15 protein-coding genes and 1 pseudogene are annotated in these 15,670 nt (G+C 71.6%); 8 read left to right on the top strand and 8 right to left on the bottom strand.

The window, feature by feature from the left end:
- Nucleotides 1–360: 360 nt before the first annotated feature.
- From VFZ92_RS14230 to VFZ92_RS14220, 3 genes are all read left to right on the top strand, one after another.
- Nucleotides 361–870: an STAS domain-containing protein gene (locus VFZ92_RS14230; protein WP_330876374.1), complete on the top strand. Its 510-nt coding sequence runs from the start codon at nt 361–363 to the stop codon at nt 868–870.
- Between the two features lie 102 nt (nt 871–972).
- Complete coding sequence (locus VFZ92_RS14225; protein ID WP_330876373.1) at nt 973–2,109, top strand: esterase/lipase family protein; 1,137 nt, start codon at nt 973–975, stop codon at nt 2,107–2,109.
- 902 nt (nt 2,110–3,011) lie between these two features.
- Nucleotides 3,012–5,276, top strand: coding sequence for a catalase (locus VFZ92_RS14220; RefSeq protein WP_330876372.1), 2,265 nt, complete (start codon nt 3,012–3,014; stop codon nt 5,274–5,276).
- 212 nt (nt 5,277–5,488) lie between these two features.
- Here the strand turns inward: VFZ92_RS14220 and VFZ92_RS14215 are convergent, their stop codons facing one another.
- Nucleotides 5,489–5,971 carry a hemerythrin domain-containing protein gene (locus tag VFZ92_RS14215; protein ID WP_330876371.1) on the bottom strand — a complete coding sequence of 161 codons (483 nt, stop codon included), beginning with the start codon at nt 5,969–5,971 and terminating at the stop codon, nt 5,489–5,491.
- A 175-nt stretch (nt 5,972–6,146) separates the two neighbouring features.
- Here VFZ92_RS14215 and VFZ92_RS14210 point away from each other — a divergent pair, with 175 nt between their 5' ends.
- Nucleotides 6,147–6,536, top strand: a complete 390-nt coding sequence (locus VFZ92_RS14210; RefSeq protein ID WP_330876370.1) for a MerR family transcriptional regulator — start codon at nt 6,147–6,149, stop codon at nt 6,534–6,536.
- 105 nt (nt 6,537–6,641) lie between these two features.
- Nucleotides 6,642–7,565: an NADP-dependent oxidoreductase gene (locus VFZ92_RS14205; protein WP_330876369.1), complete on the top strand. Its 924-nt coding sequence runs from the start codon at nt 6,642–6,644 to the stop codon at nt 7,563–7,565.
- A gap of 22 nt (nt 7,566–7,587) precedes the next feature.
- On the opposite strand, the gene VFZ92_RS14200 is transcribed toward VFZ92_RS14205, so the two are convergent.
- The 5 genes and pseudogenes from VFZ92_RS14200 to VFZ92_RS14180 form a co-directional block, all read right to left on the bottom strand.
- Nucleotides 7,588–7,884 carry a hypothetical protein gene (locus VFZ92_RS14200; protein ID WP_330876543.1) on the bottom strand — a complete coding sequence of 99 codons (297 nt, stop codon included), beginning with the start codon at nt 7,882–7,884 and terminating at the stop codon, nt 7,588–7,590.
- Nucleotides 7,782–8,286 (bottom strand): annotated as a pseudogene (locus VFZ92_RS14195) (SDR family oxidoreductase). The gene VFZ92_RS14200 and the pseudogene VFZ92_RS14195 overlap by 103 nt, the downstream one beginning before the upstream one ends.
- Before the next feature lie 14 nt (nt 8,287–8,300).
- A complete protein-coding gene (locus VFZ92_RS14190) occupies nt 8,301–8,984 on the bottom strand; it encodes a cysteine hydrolase (RefSeq protein ID WP_330876368.1) in 684 nt (227 codons plus the stop codon).
- 26 nt (nt 8,985–9,010) lie between these two features.
- Nucleotides 9,011–9,970, bottom strand: coding sequence for a cyclase family protein (locus VFZ92_RS14185; protein WP_330876367.1), 960 nt, complete (start codon nt 9,968–9,970; stop codon nt 9,011–9,013).
- Nucleotides 9,967–10,725 (bottom strand): HpcH/HpaI aldolase family protein, encoded by a 759-nt coding sequence (locus VFZ92_RS14180; RefSeq protein WP_330876366.1) that lies wholly within the window; start codon nt 10,723–10,725, stop codon nt 9,967–9,969. Before VFZ92_RS14180 ends, VFZ92_RS14185 begins: the two co-directional genes overlap by 4 nt.
- Nucleotides 10,726–10,858: 133 nt before the next feature.
- Here VFZ92_RS14180 and VFZ92_RS14175 point away from each other — a divergent pair, with 133 nt between their 5' ends.
- Nucleotides 10,859–11,764 (top strand): LysR family transcriptional regulator, encoded by a 906-nt coding sequence (locus VFZ92_RS14175; protein ID WP_330876365.1) that lies wholly within the window; start codon nt 10,859–10,861, stop codon nt 11,762–11,764.
- A 372-nt stretch (nt 11,765–12,136) separates the two neighbouring features.
- Here the strand turns inward: VFZ92_RS14175 and VFZ92_RS14170 are convergent, their stop codons facing one another.
- Nucleotides 12,137–13,438: an alpha/beta hydrolase gene (locus VFZ92_RS14170; RefSeq protein WP_330876364.1), complete on the bottom strand. Its 1,302-nt coding sequence runs from the start codon at nt 13,436–13,438 to the stop codon at nt 12,137–12,139.
- 142 nt (nt 13,439–13,580) lie between these two features.
- Nucleotides 13,581–14,501, bottom strand: a complete 921-nt coding sequence (locus tag VFZ92_RS14165; protein WP_330876363.1) for an alpha/beta hydrolase — start codon at nt 14,499–14,501, stop codon at nt 13,581–13,583.
- 57 nt (nt 14,502–14,558) lie between these two features.
- Between VFZ92_RS14165 and VFZ92_RS14160 the strand changes: the two genes are divergently transcribed.
- The gene (locus VFZ92_RS14160) at nt 14,559–15,134 is read left to right on the top strand and encodes a TetR/AcrR family transcriptional regulator (protein ID WP_330876362.1); all 576 of its coding nucleotides are present in this window, start codon (nt 14,559–14,561) and stop codon (nt 15,132–15,134) included.
- 118 nt (nt 15,135–15,252) lie between these two features.
- Complete coding sequence (locus VFZ92_RS14155; RefSeq protein WP_330876361.1) at nt 15,253–15,582, top strand: DUF3253 domain-containing protein; 330 nt, start codon at nt 15,253–15,255, stop codon at nt 15,580–15,582.
- The last annotated feature ends 88 nt before the right edge of the window (nt 15,583–15,670 follow it).

The following is a 15,670-nucleotide window of genomic DNA, read 5'->3' as shown; positions in this document are numbered from 1 at the left end:
GCGGGGACGTGGCCGCGCACGCCACGGGCGTGGTGCGGGCGCACACGGGACGGCGTCGACGAGGCTGCGGGGACGCACCCCCGCCCAGCCGCGGGCCGAGGTCGTCCCACCAGTCGTCACCCGGACGTCGGCGGCGATGTCGATCCGGCCACTCGCGCGGGCCCCGTCCTCGTACGGGCCGGAAATCGGCAGCGGTTATGTCAAGATCAGCCGGCCAGCCGTGGGCGCGGTACGATGACGTCGTCCTCCGCCGAGAGTGCCTTGATCCCGCCCTCACGACGAGATCTCACGTGAGCAGGCGGCTTTTCGCGCATCGCGCTTCGGCGTGTCGGGCGATCGGGGGCCGTCCGGGAGCCGGCCATGACATTCGCTGAGTCCAACACCAATTCCGACACCGGTCCTTCTCCGGCTCGGGCCGACCGTGCGACGCCAACCGCGAACTCGACCCCGCTGAACGCGGTCCCGACACCCCGGTCGTCGCTCGGCCCACCGCCGCCCGTCGTGGTCGGCCGAGGCGGTTCGCCCGCGCTGGCGGTGACGGCACTGGCCGACAACCAGGCGATCGTGCTCGTGGTGGAGGGCGAGATCGACCTGAACACCGCGCCGATCCTGCGCCGCGCACTCGAATCCGCCGCGGTGCCCAGCCCCGCGCTGATGGTCGTGGACCTGTCCGCCGTGAACTTCCTCGCGTGCGCGGGGCTGGCGGAACTGGTCGCCGCCCACCGCAGGGCCGGGGGTCGCACCCGCCTGAGGGTGGTGGCGAGCGGACGAGCGGTGCTCCGCGTGCTGGAGCTCGGCGGCCTGGACAAGCGGTTGAACGTCTGTCGGACCCGTTCGCAAGCGCTCGCACCGACCCGGAACGACCTATGACCGGTGCCACGCCGGGACACGGGTGTTCGACGTCGATCGGGGGTATCCGTCGTGGGCCGCTGACTCCGCGGTGAGACCCACCGAAGGACGAGGTGCACCCGCATGGCGCTCGGCCCAGCGACACCCGTCCCGACGGACGGGCGCCGCCTCGGCACCGACCTGGTGACCCGGGTGGTCGACACCGTGGTGGACACGGTCCGATCGCTGCCGGACCTGGCCGTCTCGAAGGCGCGGATCCCCGGAGCGCTGGTCAAGTCCACGACCGGGCAACGAGTGGTCGGGTTCGCCAACGGCGCGTTCGGCGAGCACGCCGCCTCGCGCGGTGACGCCCCGCCCGCGGCGATGTCCGTTCGACTCGACCACCGCGGGCTCCGCCTGGACCGGGACTCGCTCGCGGCGGCGTTCCCCTCGGCGACGGGACGCCTGGTGGTCTTCCTGCACGGCCTGGTCGACACCGAGCGCTCCTGGTTCCACACCGATCCACTCGGACGGGAACGTCCCGGCACGGACTTCGGCAGCAAGCTCGCCACCGCTCTGGCGTGCACCCCGGTCTACCTGCGTTACAACTCCGGCCGCCACGTCTCCGACAACGGCCGTGAGCTGGACCACCTGCTCGACGAGTTGGTCGACGGGTGGCCGGTGGAGGTCACCGACGTCGTGCTGGTGGGGCATTCGATGGGTGGGTTGGTGGCGCGCAGCGCCGTGCACCAGGGCAACGCGCGAGCGGCTGGGTGGGTCTCGTCGGTGAGCAGGCTGGTGTGCCTGGGGACTCCTCACGCCGGAGCGCCTCTGGAACGGTCAGCCGCCCGCGTCGCGGCGCTGCTCGCCCGCGTCCGACCTGCCGCGCCGCTGTCCTGGCTGCTCGCGCTGCGCAGCGACGGCATCAAGGACCTGGCCGGGGGGCTGCTGCACGAGCACCAGTGGGCGGGCGGCCAGGACAGCGGGCCGTCGGACGCGGTGCTGCCGGATGGCGTGCGGCAGCTGTACGTGGTCGCGACGGTGTCCCGCTCCGAGGACAGCGTGCTGAGCCGTGTCGTCGGTGACCTGGTGGTGAGCACCTCCAGCGCCGCCGATCCAGAGCGGAACGCCGACCGGCGGTGGCTGGGCGGGCTCACCCACTTCGACCTGGTGCGCCACGAGACCGTCCACCAGACCCTGCTCGACTGGTTGAGCACGACCGGCCGAGCAGGGGACGGGGGACCGCGCTCGGTCGTGGAGATCGAGGAACGGGCCGGTTGAGGCCGGTCCCACCGCTCGCGTCGACCCCCTGCGAGGATCCCTCAATCACTCGAACGAGTAAACCTGTGGTGGCGGGGGTAGACATTCGCTGGTGGATGTGTGTAGTCTTCTCCTCGTTGGAAGAGAGAAAGTCAGTGGCACGGGAGATGACGAACTACCCGTGAGCTAGGTGCGAGACGGCCGGACGTGCTGGAGCCAGACGGTGAAGGGGCTCCTCGGCAGTGGGCCAAGGATGATCGGCGAAGTGATTCCGGCACGTGCATCAGGTCCGGAGGCCGATCGTCGCGTGAGTGCACGAGTTGGTTGTCAGAGGAGAAGGGAAGGGTTGCACACCATCGGATCGCCCGTTCCAGGGTGAACTCCGCCTGGCGGGTACCGCGGTTCCATCGGATTGGAAGGTGGTCTTCGGTTACGCACACGCGATCCACGCAGCGTCCGCTTCTAGGGCGGGCTTTGCGGACAGAGGATGTCGATCTCACGGTCGACTAGGTGGAAGTGGAATCCAACAACCCTCGGGGCCCCGGCGCTACGGCGCCGGGGCCCCTCGTGCTGCAGAGGCCTGATGGCCCAGGGGGAACCACGAGGAACCAGGTCCCGGAGTCGACGCGCGCGGACGGCGGGTTCTCGGTCGCCTCACCGTGACGCCCGATCGCCGCACGCCCTCCGGGGGAGTGCGGGCGCTGAGCCTCGGCCGGTGCGCTCCTTCCCGCGGGAGAACCGACGACGCCGGTGCCTGCGGGTCCCGGTGGCGGCGACGTGGCCCCCACGCCCGCTCGCAGGCGGGTTCGGTCGTGCCCCGGACCCGCTCACCGCGGCTCGTCATCTGATCCGGGTCATCTGGAGTGGGGCACGAAAACGTGGGTACTCGTCCGGGACGTGCCCACCACCACGAGGAGGACGAAGTGGCCCCCAGCAAGCCGGGCAAGCTCGTCAAGACCGCCCTTTCCAAGGCCGTTGAAAAGGTCGCCGAGCTGGTGAACCCCCCCATTCCCGGCGCCCCCAACAGCGAACCGCCCGCCCTCGTCGAACCGACCGAGCCGCGCGGCCCGCTCAAACCCAAGCCCGACCAGACCGGGCCGGAGACGGTCACGCCGACCGGCGCTCCCACCGGCGCTCCGAAGCTGTCGAAGGGCCAGCAGGGCGAGTACCTCACCACCTCGGGCGGGGCGCGCCTCCGCGACACCGACCACTCGCTCAAGGCGGGGGAGCGGGGCCCGACGCTGTTGCAGGACCACCACCTGCGAGAGAAGATCACGCACTTCGACCACGAGCGGATCCCGGAGCGGGTCGTCCACGCCCGTGGCTACGGCGCGCACGGCGTGTTCGTCGGGTACGGCACGGCCGAGAACATCTGCCGGGCGGGCTTCCTGGGTGACGGCGTCGAGACGCCGGTGTTCGTGCGGTTCTCGACGGTCGTCGGGTCGCGCGGGTCGGCGGACACCGTGCGCGACACCAGGGGCTTCTCGACGAAGTTCTACACCCAGGAAGGCAACTTCGACCTGGTCGGCAACAACATCCCGGTGTTCTTCATCCAGGACGGCATCAAGTTCCCCGACATCATCCACGCGGCGAAGCCGCACCCGGATCGGGAGATCCCGCAGGCGCAGAGCGCGCACGACACGTTCTGGGACTTCGTGTCCCTGCACACCGAGGCCACCCACCACGTGATGTGGCAGATGTCCGACCGCGGCATCCCCCGGTCCTACCGGACCATGGAGGGCTTCGGGGTCCACACGTTCCGCCTCGTCAACGCCGAGGGGGGCACCGCGCTCGCGAAGTTCCACTGGAAGCCGAAACTGGGCGTGCACTCCCTGGTGTGGGAGGAGGCGCAGATGATCAGCGGTGTCGACCCGGACTTCCACCGCCGCGACCTCGCCGACGCCATCGAGTCCGGCGCGTACCCGCAGTGGGAACTCGGTTTGCAGGTCTTCCCGGACAATCCCGAGCAGACGTTCGAGGGCATCGACCTGCTCGACCCGACGAAGATCGTGCCGGAGGAGCTCGCGCCGGTGCAGCCGGTGGGGATGCTGACGCTCAACCGCAACCCGATGAACTACTTCGCCGAAACCGAACAGGTCGCCTTCCACCTGGGCAACCTCGTGCCGGGCATCGACGTCACCGACGACCCGCTGCTCCAGGCACGGCTGTTCTCCTACCTCGACACCCAGCTCACCAGGCTCGCCGGACCCAACTTCAACCAGATCCCCATCAACCGCCCGCACGTGCCGGTCAACGACATGCTCCGGGACGGCTTCCACCAGCACGCCGTGCACGCGGGCGTCGCACCGTACAAGCCGAACACCCTCGACGGCGGCAACCCGTTCGAGGCGGGCGTCGAAGACCGGCCGTTCCTCGAAGTGGCACAACCACTGCCGAAGTCCTCGAAGGTCCGGCAGTCCCCGGCCTCCTTCGCCGACCACTACACGCAGTCGAGGCTGTTCTGGCAGAGCCTCTCGCCGGTCGAGAAGGAGCACGTCGTGCGGGCGTTCACCTTCGAACTGGGCAAGTGCTACGAACAAGCGATCAAGGAGCGCCAGCTCGCCGTGCTGGCCAACGTGGACCCCGTGCTGTGCCAGGAGGTGGCCACAGGGTTGGGACTGCCCGCGCCGAAGGCCGCGGAACGACCGAAGGACGTCACCCCCAGCCCCGCGCTGTCCCAGATCGGCCAGACCTGGCCGACCGACGGGCGCATCATCGGCATCGTGGTCGACCCCGCCGACCTCGACGGCGTGCGCGCGGTCCGGGAGTCGATCCTGGCCGCGGACATGGTGCCGCTGCTGATCGCGCCGACCGGCGGACCCCTGGACGCCGACAGCGGTCTGGTCGCCCAGCGCACGTTCCTCACCGCCCGGTCGATCGAGTTCGACGCGCTGCTGCTCGCGGGCAGCCCGCCGCCCGGTGTCGACGCCCTGCCCGCCAGGGACGACAAGGCGGGGGCGCCGGGTGGCACCGTCGACCCGCGGGTGATCCTCATGATCCAGGAGTGCTTCCGCCACGCGAAGGCCATCGGCGCGTGGAACAACGGGCGCGTCGCACTGGAGACCGCGGGCTGTGCCGCGGGGCCGGGGATCGTGGTGGGGGACCAGCCGTCGACGGTGCTCACGGAGGTGACGGCGCTCCTCGGCGCTCACCGCGTGTGGGAACGCTTCCCCGCGTCGATCGCCTGACAGCCGGTCAGGACCGGTGCGGCGGCTCGGACCCGTCGCGTGCGGTCGTCGGCCGGAGGCCGATCCGCGCGGGTGGCGGTCGGGGCAGGCAGGTGCTCGGGGCGGCGGTCATCCGCGGTCCCGAGCACGCGTCGTCGGCGATGACCAGGAGTTGACGTCGGGCCCCCGCTCCGTCTCGTCCGGACCGGACGAGACGGAGCGGGGGCCTTCCACTACTTCGAGGCGGCGCTGCGCAGCGCGAGCGGGTCGCGCGGGGCGTCGGCCTTCGCCGTGATCATGCGCGCACCCAGTTCTTGCAGGCGTTTGCGCCCCAAGGCCTTGCGGACCTCGGGAAACCACTCCTGCTCCTCTTCCTCGACGTGGTGGCGGACGTTCTCCGTGAGCACGGCGACCTTCGCGTCGAAGTTCTCCGCCTTCGGATCCATGCCGTGCAGTTCGGACAGCATCCACGCCACGACGTGGTGCTCCTCGACGCTTTCCAGGACGTGGTCCTCGGTCTCCGGCACGGCCTCGCGGGCGGTGGGGTAGAAGATCTCCTCCTCGATGTAGGCGTGCACGGTCAGCTCCTCGATGATGGAGTCGACCAGCTCCCTCTTCTCCTGGAGAGCGTCGTCGTCGGCCTGTTCGAACCGCTTGAACAACTTCTCGACCGTCTTGTGGTCCTCTTTGAGCAGAACGATCGCATCGGTGGACATGATTGCCTTCCCTGATGTCGGTGAACAGGTTCCGGATTCGCGACGACGTCCCGTCGTTCGCCGTCACGGCCAGTTCGTCTGGGGTTGCCCACAGGACGGCTGGTTCAACCGGTGTCGACAACCGCTCGGACGTCCAACGGTGTGGACCCGGAGCACGCGGACGTACGCTTGAGGGATGCGGATCGGCGAGCTGTCCAAGCGCACGGGCGTGAGTGCGCGTTCCCTGCGTTACTACGAAGATCAGGGTCTGCTGACCAGTTCGCGCTCCGAGGCGGGGCAGCGCCACTACTCCGACGCCCAGGTCCAGCGGGTGTCGCTCATCCGGCAGATGTTCGACGCGGGCATGTCCAGTCGGGTGATCGCGACCGTGCTGCCGTGCGTGGACATCCCCGATGACCTGGACGTCGCCGAGGAGACGTTCGCGGCCATGACGCGCGAGCGCGACCGGATCGACGCCGACATCGCGCACCTGGTCGACACGAGGAACGCGCTCGACATGCTGATCAAGGCCAACAGCAGGCACCGGGCGGCGCTGTCCGCGGAACCGGTGACCCGGTCGGCCTGATGCTGTGACCCGCGCCTCAGCCGCTTGCCCTTTACATCGATGTCAGGGGTGAGGATGGCGACAGCGCCCGGAGCCACCGGGTCGGTCAGCCAGGAGGCGGCGGAAATGGGACAGGCATGGGGATTCAGCAGGTACGGCGGGCCCGGGGTGGTGGAGTTCTTCGATCGTCCCGACCTCGTTCCCGGTCGCGGTGAGGTGCTGATCCGGGTCGACGTCGCCGGGGTGAACCCCCTCGACCACCTCCTGCGCTCGGGGCTGGTTCCCGGTCTTGACGGCGGGCGTCCGTTTCCCCTCGTGCTGGGCATGGAGGCGGCGGGAACCGTTCTCGCGCTGGGTGAGGACGTCGACGGGCTTGAGGTGGGCGACGCGGTCTTCGGGTTCGCGCTGACCGGTGGCGGCACCTACGCCGAGACGACCGTGCTGTCGGCGCCGAACACCGCGCGCATCCCGGCGGGTCTGTCGGCGACCGCGGCGGCGACGCTGCCGGTGGCCGGGACGACCGCGGTGGACGCGCTCGACCAGCTCGGCCTCCCGGCCGGTGCCACGATCCTGGTCAACGGGGTCGGCGGCGGGGTCGGTGCGGCCGTCGCCCGGCTGGCCGCCAGCCGTGGGCTGCGGGTGATCGGCACCGGGAGCACCGCCAAGCGCGAGCACGCCGAAGCCGTCGGGGTGCGGTTCGTCGACTACACCGCCGAGGACGTCGTCGCCGCGGTGCGGGAGCTGGTTCCGGACGGCGTCGACGGGATCGTCGACCTGGCCGGGGGGACCTCGCTGCGGACGGTCGCACCGCTGGCCCGCGACCCCCGCACCGTCATCTCCGCGGGGGACGTGTCGGTGCCCGATCTCGGTGGGCGTTTCGTCGAACGTCGCCTCGACCGCGAGAACCTGGAACGGGCCGCCCGCCTGGCGCTGGACGGGGTCCTCGCACCCGTGATCACCGCGGTCCACCCGCTCTCCGACGCCCCGGCCGCCCTCGCGACCGTCGAGAACGGTCACACCTCGGGCAAGGTGGTCATCAAGGTGGCCTGAGCGCCTGGGCGAATCCACGGTGTCAGGCCTGTGCGGTGGGGCGCACGGCGATCTCGTCGACGTCGGCGGGCTGGTCGACGCCGAACACGATCGCCCTGGCGATGGCGTCGGGCGTGATGGCCACCGCGTCGCGCTGGGCCTCCAGCGCGGCACGGACGTCCGGATCGGAAGTGCCGGTCACGAGGTCGGTGGCCACGAAACCAGGACTGGCCAACGTCACCCGGACGTCCGGACCCGACTCCACGCGGAGGCCGTCGCACAGCACGCGGACCGCGGTCCTGGTGGCACCGTGGACGGCCATCGTGGGCGTCGGAACCATGCCGCCACCGACCCCACCGCCACGAACTGGCCCCCACCTCGGCGCCGGAACACCGGCGGCGCGGCACCGATGCCGTGCAGGACCCCCTTGCGGTTCACGTCGACCACCCGGTCCCACTCCTCGACCTTCACCTCGTCGAGGGCGGAGATCGGCCCGACGCCCGCGTTGTTCACGACCTCGTCCACCCGCCCGAACTCGGCTTCCGCCGCCGAGACGAGGGCAGGCACGTCCGCTCACGTCCGTCGCGACGGCCACGGCCCGCCCCCCGGCGGACCGGATCTCCTCGACCACCTCGTCGAGCGCCGCGGCGGTGCGCCCGCCGAGCACGACCTCCGCCCCTCGCGCGGCGAGGCTGGCCGCGGTCGCCCGCCCGATCCCGCCGCCGGCTCCGGTGATGACCACGACCTCGTCCTCGATCACACTGTCCTTCCGGTATCGATGACGGTGTGCTCGGCGGGAGGAAGCCGCCGGTGCCACACCCGTGTCCAGCGGGTCGCGACCCGCTCCTCGCCAGGGCTGGGCACGAGTTCGGCCCAGGGAGCCACGGTCGCGAACACCGCGCTCATCGCGGCCAGCGAGGGCTCCTGGTACCGCTCGTGGGCGGCGGTGGCGTCGGAGGCCACCGCGACGTCGAAGCGGCGCTCCAGCGCCGACCGCACCGTCGACTCGACGCACACGTTCGTCAGCACCCCGGCGACCACCAGGCGCTCGACCCCCAGTCCGCGCAGGGTTTCCTCCAGGGCGGTGTGCAGGAACGCGTCGTAGCGGTCCTTGTCCACGACCACGTCGCCCGCCGCGGGCGCCAACCGGTCCAGGACCTGGGCGTCCCAACTGCCGTGGCAGAGCATCCGCGGCTCGACGGCGAAGACCGGTGCCGCCGCCTCGCGCCACGCCGGGGACATCTCCGGCCCGCCCTCGCTGATGACGTGCCGGGTGTAGACCACCGGCAGCCCGGACGCCCGTGCGGAGGCGATCAGCGCCTCGGCCGCGCCGGTGGCGGGTTCGGCGTCCGGGAGCCCCATCCCGGCTCGGGCGAGTGATCCGTCCGGGTGCAGGAACCCGTTCTGCATGTCGACGATCAGAACCGCTGTGCTGGGCACGGGGTGAGGTCCTTTCCGCTGGGTGGTCAGAAGATCGCAACGGGGTTGCTCGCGCTGGAGGTCACGCCGACCACCCGCCACGGCAGCGCGGCGAAGAAGAACTCCCACCGGCCCTCCTCCCGGCACACGGCGGCGAGTTCGGTGAGCTCGACGTTGTCGATCAGCCAGAGGCCGAGCGCCACGAGACCGACGGCGTGCACGGGTCTGGTCAGGTCCGGGCCGTAGCCGGAGGGCTGCACGTCCTGGACGCCGTCGTTGCCCAGCACGGCGACGTCGCGCTCGCGCAGGAACGGCAGGCAGCTCGCGTGCAGCCCGGCCTGCCGGGCGGCCGGTCCGACGGCGTCGGGGCCCTCGCGCAGGATCCTGGCCACGTTGCCGGTGCGCACCAGCAGCGCGTCACCGGGGCGCACCACCACGCCCTGGCGCTGCTCCGCCGCGGTGAGCTCGTCGGGCGTCACCGGGTGGCCGCGCTCCAGCCAGTCGACGCCGTGCAGCGCCGCGACGTCCAGCAGCACGCCCCTGGTGAGGAAGCCGTGGACGGCGTGGTGCACCGACAGCCGGCGCGCGCCGCCGAGCGACGTGGTCTCGGAGGCGGGGAAGCCGTTGTAGTTGAGGCCGTCCCACGAGTAGTGGGCCAACCCGTCGACGTGGGTGTTCGAGCCGTGCGCGGCGATGCCGACGAACTCGGTCACCGCGTCGAACCTCAACGGCCGCCCGAAGTGCTCCTCGACCTCGTGGGTGCCGGTGAACCGCTGCACCGCGGAGTTGCCCGACGCCAACGGGTCCGGGTCGCGCGGGTCGACGTCGCGGGACAGCGAGACGGCGCGCCCGGTGCGGATCGACGCGGCGGCCGCGGCGCGGACCTCGTCGGTGATGGTGTTCAGCGTGCCCAGGCGGTCGTCGTCGCCCCAGCGGCCCCAGTTGGACAGCGAGGTGAACAGGTCGAGCACCTCGTCCTCGGTCAGGTCCGTGCCCCGCCCGCTCATCGCCGCGCCTCCAGCAACCGGTGCAGCCCGTCGAACAGCACGCCCCGGTCACCGGCGAGCGTGACCGTCCGCGACACCACGTCCGGCGGCTCCCAGGCCGCGTTCGCGACCACGTACTCGATCCCGGCGTCGTGACAGGCCCGGACCACGCGGTCGTGCGCCTCGCGGACGTCGGCGTGGGCGAGGTCGCCGTCGAGACCCCTGGCCACGCTCAGGTCGAAGGGGCCGAAGGCGAGCCCGTGAACGCCCGATCGCGACGCGATGGCCTCCACGTCCTCCACCCCTCCGGGGTCCTCGATCAGCCCGAAGACCAGGACGTCCTCGTCGGCCCGCCGCCGGTCACCGGCCCAGTCGGTCGTGACGTGCCCGACCGAGCGCACCGCCGGGCACGCGCCGCGCCGTCCCGCCGGGGCGTAGCGGGCCGCTGCCACGAGCGCGGTCGCCTCCTCCACCGTGCGCACGTGCGCGGCCATGATCCCGGCCGCGCCCAGGTCCAGGACGCGCTGGATGAACGACGGGTGGTGGTCGGGCACGCGCACGATCGCGTCGATCCCGACGGCGTCCGCGCCGCGGACCAGGTCGCGGACCTCCGCCAGCGACAACGAGCCGTGCTCGGCGTCGATCCAGGCGTAGTCCACCCCGGCCTGCCCGGCGACCTCCACCACGTCGGGGCTGGGCAGCTGCACCGCGACCCCGTAGGCGACCGCTCCCGCTTCCCACGCCGCGCGAATGCGGCGCGGACGTCTCGTCAGCATCCGTGGTTCCCTCTCGGCTCGTTCGGACTCGTTTCCGGTAGATCGACCGTAGAGCCGGTACAGGGCCAACAGTTTCGGTATTGTCGAAAGTTGTGTCGACAGCGCACCACCCCGATCGGTCGGGGAGCCCGGCGTGAAGCCCCAACTGGCCCACATGCAGGTCTTCCTCGCCCTGGCGCGGACGGGCAGCGTGACCGCGGCGGCCCACGACCTGCGCCTCGCGCCGTCCCGGATCAGCGAACGCGTTCGGGAACTGGAGTCCGAGCTGGGTGTCGGCCTCTTCGACCGCACCACGCGCCCGGCGACCCTGACCGCGGCGGGTGAGGCGCTGCTGCCGCGCGCGCGGTCCATCGTCGCCGAGTTCGACCTCGTCGAGACGATGTTCCGCACCCCGCCATCACCCCCCGTCCGCGTGGGCGTGCGCTCGCTGCCCGCGGAGTTCCGCGCATCGTTGGTGGAGGGGATCGTCCGGCCCGCCGTCGGGAGGTCGTCGCTGTCGCTGCGACCGCTGGACTCGCACCAGCAGCTCGACCTGCTGCGCTCCCGCGACCTGGAGCTGGGCCTGCTGTGGAGCGAACTCCGCGACGACGGGGAACTCGACCAGCTCCCCCTGCTGGAGGAGCGCTTCGTGATCGCGGTTCCGGACACGCCGCGGTTCCACCGCCTCGACCGGATCGGCCCGGCCGACATCGTCGGACTGCGCCTGGCCACCAACATCGACCCCTGGACGTTCCCCGAGGTCCTCCACCCCTACCTGGAGATGGTCCCGCTGGTGGACCGGATCAACGCCGCCGTCGAGGACGGTCTGCTGATGCTGCTGTCCGACGGGGTGCACTGCTCCTTCGTGCCCGCGGGCTGGCAGGACCACAGCCACTTCGCGTCACCCCACGGCGAACGGATCCTGCTGCTCCCCCTGCTGGACCCCCAGCCCTCGATCGTGACCTACCTGACCTGGCGTCGGGACCGCCGTGACGAGGCGCCGATCAGCCGGGTCCTCGACCGGGCGCGCCGCCGGTTCCCCGAGCCCCACCGGCGGTGAGGGTGTCGCGTGGTCGAGCGTCGTCCGGACGAGCAGTGCGGCGCCGGTGGCGCCACCGGCGAGAACGGCACCTGCATCAACGTCCAACCGCTCGACGGCCACACCGGAGACCGGCAGAACAGCGTGCGAGCCGATGTCGAGCGCGAGGACCTGCCACGGCGGACGGCGGACGGCTCGCCGGCGGCGTGGCGCACGTGTGGGTGGGCCGCAGACCGGGGGAGCCGACCGAGCGGACGCGGGAGCGCCGGGACGTGATCGTTCGGACGCGCGATGTCCTGCGGTCGTTGGCGGACGGCTCGCCCGCGGTGGCGTCGCGATGCGGGGAGCGGGCCGGGCGTTGACCGGGTTCACGGACAGCCCGGCGGCTCGGCGTCACCAGGGTGCTTCCGTCGCGGTGTACGGCTCGGCGGGCAGGGCCCCTCCGGTGAGGAAGGCGGTGACGGCGCTGCCGGTGTCGGCAGGCTCGTCGGCGAGGACGGAATGGCCCGCGCCGTCGATGGTCAGCATCGTCGCTCGGGGGAACGTGTCGCGGTACTCGCGGGTCACCTCCCAGCGGAGGTAGTCGCACCGCGCCCGCAGAACCAGGACGGGGGTGTGGTTCTGGCGCAGCGCCGGGCGAGGGTCGGCGGCCTTCGACGCCGAGGCGAGGGTGGCGACGTTGACCCAGAGGCTGTACCCGGCGGTGGCGTCGACGGGCCGTTCGGCCCCGGCGGCACCGGGGCAGCCGGAACCCATGGTGAGACTTCGCACGAATTGCTGGTAGAGCCCGTCCGCCGTGTCGGCGGACATCAGTGTCCGGGCCGCGCGCAATCCGCCCACCTGGGCCAGGAAGTACGTGGCCGCGAAGCGGGTGTGCTTCGCGAACTGCTCGGTCTGGTCGTTGGCTGCGTTCGGCGTGAGGCTGCCGTCCTCGAAGGAGTCGCTGGACATGGCTCCAGGGCTCGCCACGACAGCTTGTGCGACCTTGTCCGGGTGCGCGGCCATGTAGTGAGCGGTGAGCTGCCCGCCCCAGGACGAACCGATCAGCACCATCCTCGGAGCCGCCAACTCCTGTCGGATGGCGTCGAGGTCGGCGACGTGCCGGTCGATCGTGTAGTCCTTCGGATCGAGCCGGCTCGACTGGCCCGCACCGACCTGCTGGTAGGTGTACACGGCGAATCCGGCGGCCGCGAGGCGCCCGGCGAACTCGTCGTTCGGGTGGGTCGGGGCTCCTGGGCCGCCGTGGACGAGCAGCACCGGTTCGGCGTGCGTGACCTTCCCTGCGGTGCGGACGTAGCCGATCCGGGAGCCGGTCGGCAGGTCCCAGTGCTGAACGGCGGACGAGTCGGGCAGCGGTGTGTAGGTTGCGGGCGCTCCGAACCAGGTCCAGGACAGCCCGGCCGCCAGCACGAGCGACATCGTGAGGCAGACGCCCTCGGTCAGCCGTCCGCGGCCCTCTCGGAGTCGAACCGACCACCGCGCCAAGCCGGTTGCGCACGCGAGCGCGACGAGCGTGGCGACGGCGTAGGACAGCACCGCGTTCTCGGTCGTCTGCGCGGTCACGAGCAGGACGGCGAAGTAGAGCAGGACGGAGGTGAACACCGCTGCGACCGCCACGAGCCACGCGGAGGCGATGCGGAATCCGCCGGGTCGGACGCCATCCGCCGTGGCGGAGGTGGAGGTGGTGTCGGCCATGGTTTCGACGCTATCGGGACGGAATGGCCCTACCATCCACCCGCGGTGGCCCCTGGTGGTGGTCCTCCGGTATCACCGCCGTAATACCGCAGGACCACCACACGTGGTCGCGGGCACCGCCGGGGCGCGGCCGACGTCGGTCTCACCGTCGAATCGGAGAACCGTTCCGAGGATCGGTGAGGAAGTCCTCCAGGAATTCGGTGAACCGCGCGGGCTGTTCCTCGGCCACGTAGTGGCCGCAGTCCTCGACGACCACCTCGGTGACGTCGTCGGCGGCCAGCCGCATCGTCTCGGCGACGAGCGCGCCGCCGTACCGCGCGCCGCCGACGGCGAGCACCGGCAGGGTCAGCCGGGTCTTCCGGCGCTGCTCGTTCTGCGCGATCGTCTCGTCCAGCGCCCGGTAGTACGCGAAGCTCGCCCGCAGTCCGCGGGGATCCGCGACGATCGCGTCGACGTAGACGTCGACGGCGTGCGCGGGGATCGCGGTCGGCGTGGCGCCCTTGGTGGCGAACTGGTGGCCGAAGTAGAGGCGCTCCCGCCCCCGGACCAGTTCCTCGTTGAGGCCGGTGAGCCGGTTGAAGCCGAAGTGCCAGAGCCGCTGGTTGACCGCGGCGGAACTGAAGACCGACGGGGCCGGGGTGAGGCCGGGGATGATCGCGTCCACGACGGCGAGCCTGCCCACCCGCTCGGGGTGGTCGGAGGCCAGGGCGTACCCGGTCCACATGCCGATGTCGTGGCCGACCACGTCGAACCGGTCGTGCCCGAGCGCGGTCATCAGCGCGACCAGGTCGGCGGCCAGCGTGCCCACGTCGTAACCGTCGTCGGGCTTGTCCGAGAGTCCGGCTCCGCGCGGGTCGACGGCGACGACGGTGTGCTCGCGGGCGAGCGCGGGCATCACCTCCCGCCAGGCGTACCAGGTCTGCGGCCAGCCGCCGACCAGCAGCAGCGGCGGGCCGTCCCCGCCGGTGACCGCGTGCAGCCGCAGCCCGTCCAGTTCCACGAGCCTGCTGGTGAAGACGTCGGTGAACCCGTCGGGCAGCGGCAGCGATCCCAAGGTTGTCATGGCGGCGACCCTACCCATCTTGGAACGATCAGTACAAGATGTGTAGGCTGACGAACCATGGCGGGTCGCAAGCAGTTCGACGTGGACGAGGCGCTGCGACGTGCGATGCACGTCTTCTGGCGCTGGGGCTATTCGGAGGCCTCGATCGACCGCCTGACCGAGGGCACGGGCCTGGGTCGGGGCTCGCTCTACGGCACCTTCGGCGACAAGAGCGCCCTCTTCCGGAAGAGCCTCGAACGGTACGCGCAGACCTACCACCCGCTGTACGAGCAGGCCTTGTCCGGCCCCCACCCGAGCCCGAGCGCCGTGGTGGCCGCCTACCTGGAGGTCACCCTGAACCGCATCGCCGACCCGGCGGTCCCGGACGGCTGCCTGCTCACGATGTCGGCAGCGCAGTTCCCGGCCATCGACGCGGAGGGCCAGGCGATGGTCCGCGCCATGATCGACCGCGTGCGGGCGGTGCTGGAGCGGGCGTTGCGGGCGGCGGGGGCCGAGGAGCAGGAGGCGGCAGAACTGGCGTTGTCCGCGCTGGCGACGAACAAGTCCCTGGCGGTGCTGAGCCGCACCGGATTCTCCAGCGCGGACCTGGCGACCGTCGCCGCGGTCGCCGCCCGCGTCCCCGGCCGCCGTTGAACGGTCCTTGATCAGGTCCGGGTCGGGGCCGGGACCCGTCGAGCCGTGCACGCGGTGCCGCTCCCGACGGCTCCCGCGTTCGGCTGTGGGGTGTCCGGAACGGACCTACGCTCGGACGATGACGGACGGGCGGTTGCGCGCCGAGTTGACCTCGATCGGATCGACGTCGGCGGAGGTCGCGCTGTCCGACGCGCCCGTCGGGGAGCGGCTCGAAGCCGCCTTGCTGGCCCTGGCCGAGCACCGGGCTCCGCGCACCACGTGCCCGTCCGACGCGGCGCGCGCGGTCGGTGGCGCGGACTGGAGGGGCCTGATGGAGCGGACCAGGGAGATCGCGAGGGACCTCGCGCGCCGCGGCGCCGTCGAGGTCACGCAGCGCGGTGAGGTGCTCGACGTGGACGGGGCGTGGCGGGGTCCGATCCGCGTCCGTCTCGCGCGACCAGGCCGGTAGACCCGCCGGGGAACTCCCGAACCGGTGACCAGGCGTCGTGCCGGTGAGGAGTCGGCGATCTCGGTGTTGGTCTCGACACCCGCGCCCT

The organism is Umezawaea sp. (assembly GCF_036375055.1).
Classification (GTDB): domain Bacteria; phylum Actinomycetota; class Actinomycetes; order Mycobacteriales; family Pseudonocardiaceae; genus Umezawaea.
The sequence above is the reverse complement of the archived record's forward strand: the minus strand, read 5'-3'. Positions and strand labels throughout refer to the sequence as shown.

What these genes read in the sequence shown, in the direction of transcription:
- VFZ92_RS14180 (WP_330876366.1), bottom strand. Translation starts at nt 10,725, where the DNA reads ATGCTGACGAGACGTCCGCGCCGCATTCGCGCGGCGTGGGAAGCGGGA.
- VFZ92_RS14155 (WP_330876361.1), top strand. Translation starts at nt 15,253, where the DNA reads ATGACGGACGGGCGGTTGCGCGCCGAGTTGACCTCGATCGGATCGACG.
- VFZ92_RS14205 (WP_330876369.1), top strand. Translation starts at nt 6,642, where the DNA reads ATGGGACAGGCATGGGGATTCAGCAGGTACGGCGGGCCCGGGGTGGTG.
- VFZ92_RS14210 (WP_330876370.1), top strand. Translation starts at nt 6,147, where the DNA reads ATGCGGATCGGCGAGCTGTCCAAGCGCACGGGCGTGAGTGCGCGTTCC.
- VFZ92_RS14160 (WP_330876362.1), top strand. Translation starts at nt 14,559, where the DNA reads ATGGCGGGTCGCAAGCAGTTCGACGTGGACGAGGCGCTGCGACGTGCG.
- VFZ92_RS14170 (WP_330876364.1), bottom strand. Translation starts at nt 13,438, where the DNA reads ATGGCCGACACCACCTCCACCTCCGCCACGGCGGATGGCGTCCGACCC.
- VFZ92_RS14165 (WP_330876363.1), bottom strand. Translation starts at nt 14,501, where the DNA reads ATGACAACCTTGGGATCGCTGCCGCTGCCCGACGGGTTCACCGACGTC.
- VFZ92_RS14230 (WP_330876374.1), top strand. Translation starts at nt 361, where the DNA reads ATGACATTCGCTGAGTCCAACACCAATTCCGACACCGGTCCTTCTCCG.
- VFZ92_RS14200 (WP_330876543.1), bottom strand. Translation starts at nt 7,884, where the DNA reads ATGGTTCCGACGCCCACGATGGCCGTCCACGGTGCCACCAGGACCGCG.
- VFZ92_RS14225 (WP_330876373.1), top strand. Translation starts at nt 973, where the DNA reads ATGGCGCTCGGCCCAGCGACACCCGTCCCGACGGACGGGCGCCGCCTC.
- VFZ92_RS14185 (WP_330876367.1), bottom strand. Translation starts at nt 9,970, where the DNA reads ATGAGCGGGCGGGGCACGGACCTGACCGAGGACGAGGTGCTCGACCTG.
- VFZ92_RS14215 (WP_330876371.1), bottom strand. Translation starts at nt 5,971, where the DNA reads ATGTCCACCGATGCGATCGTTCTGCTCAAAGAGGACCACAAGACGGTC.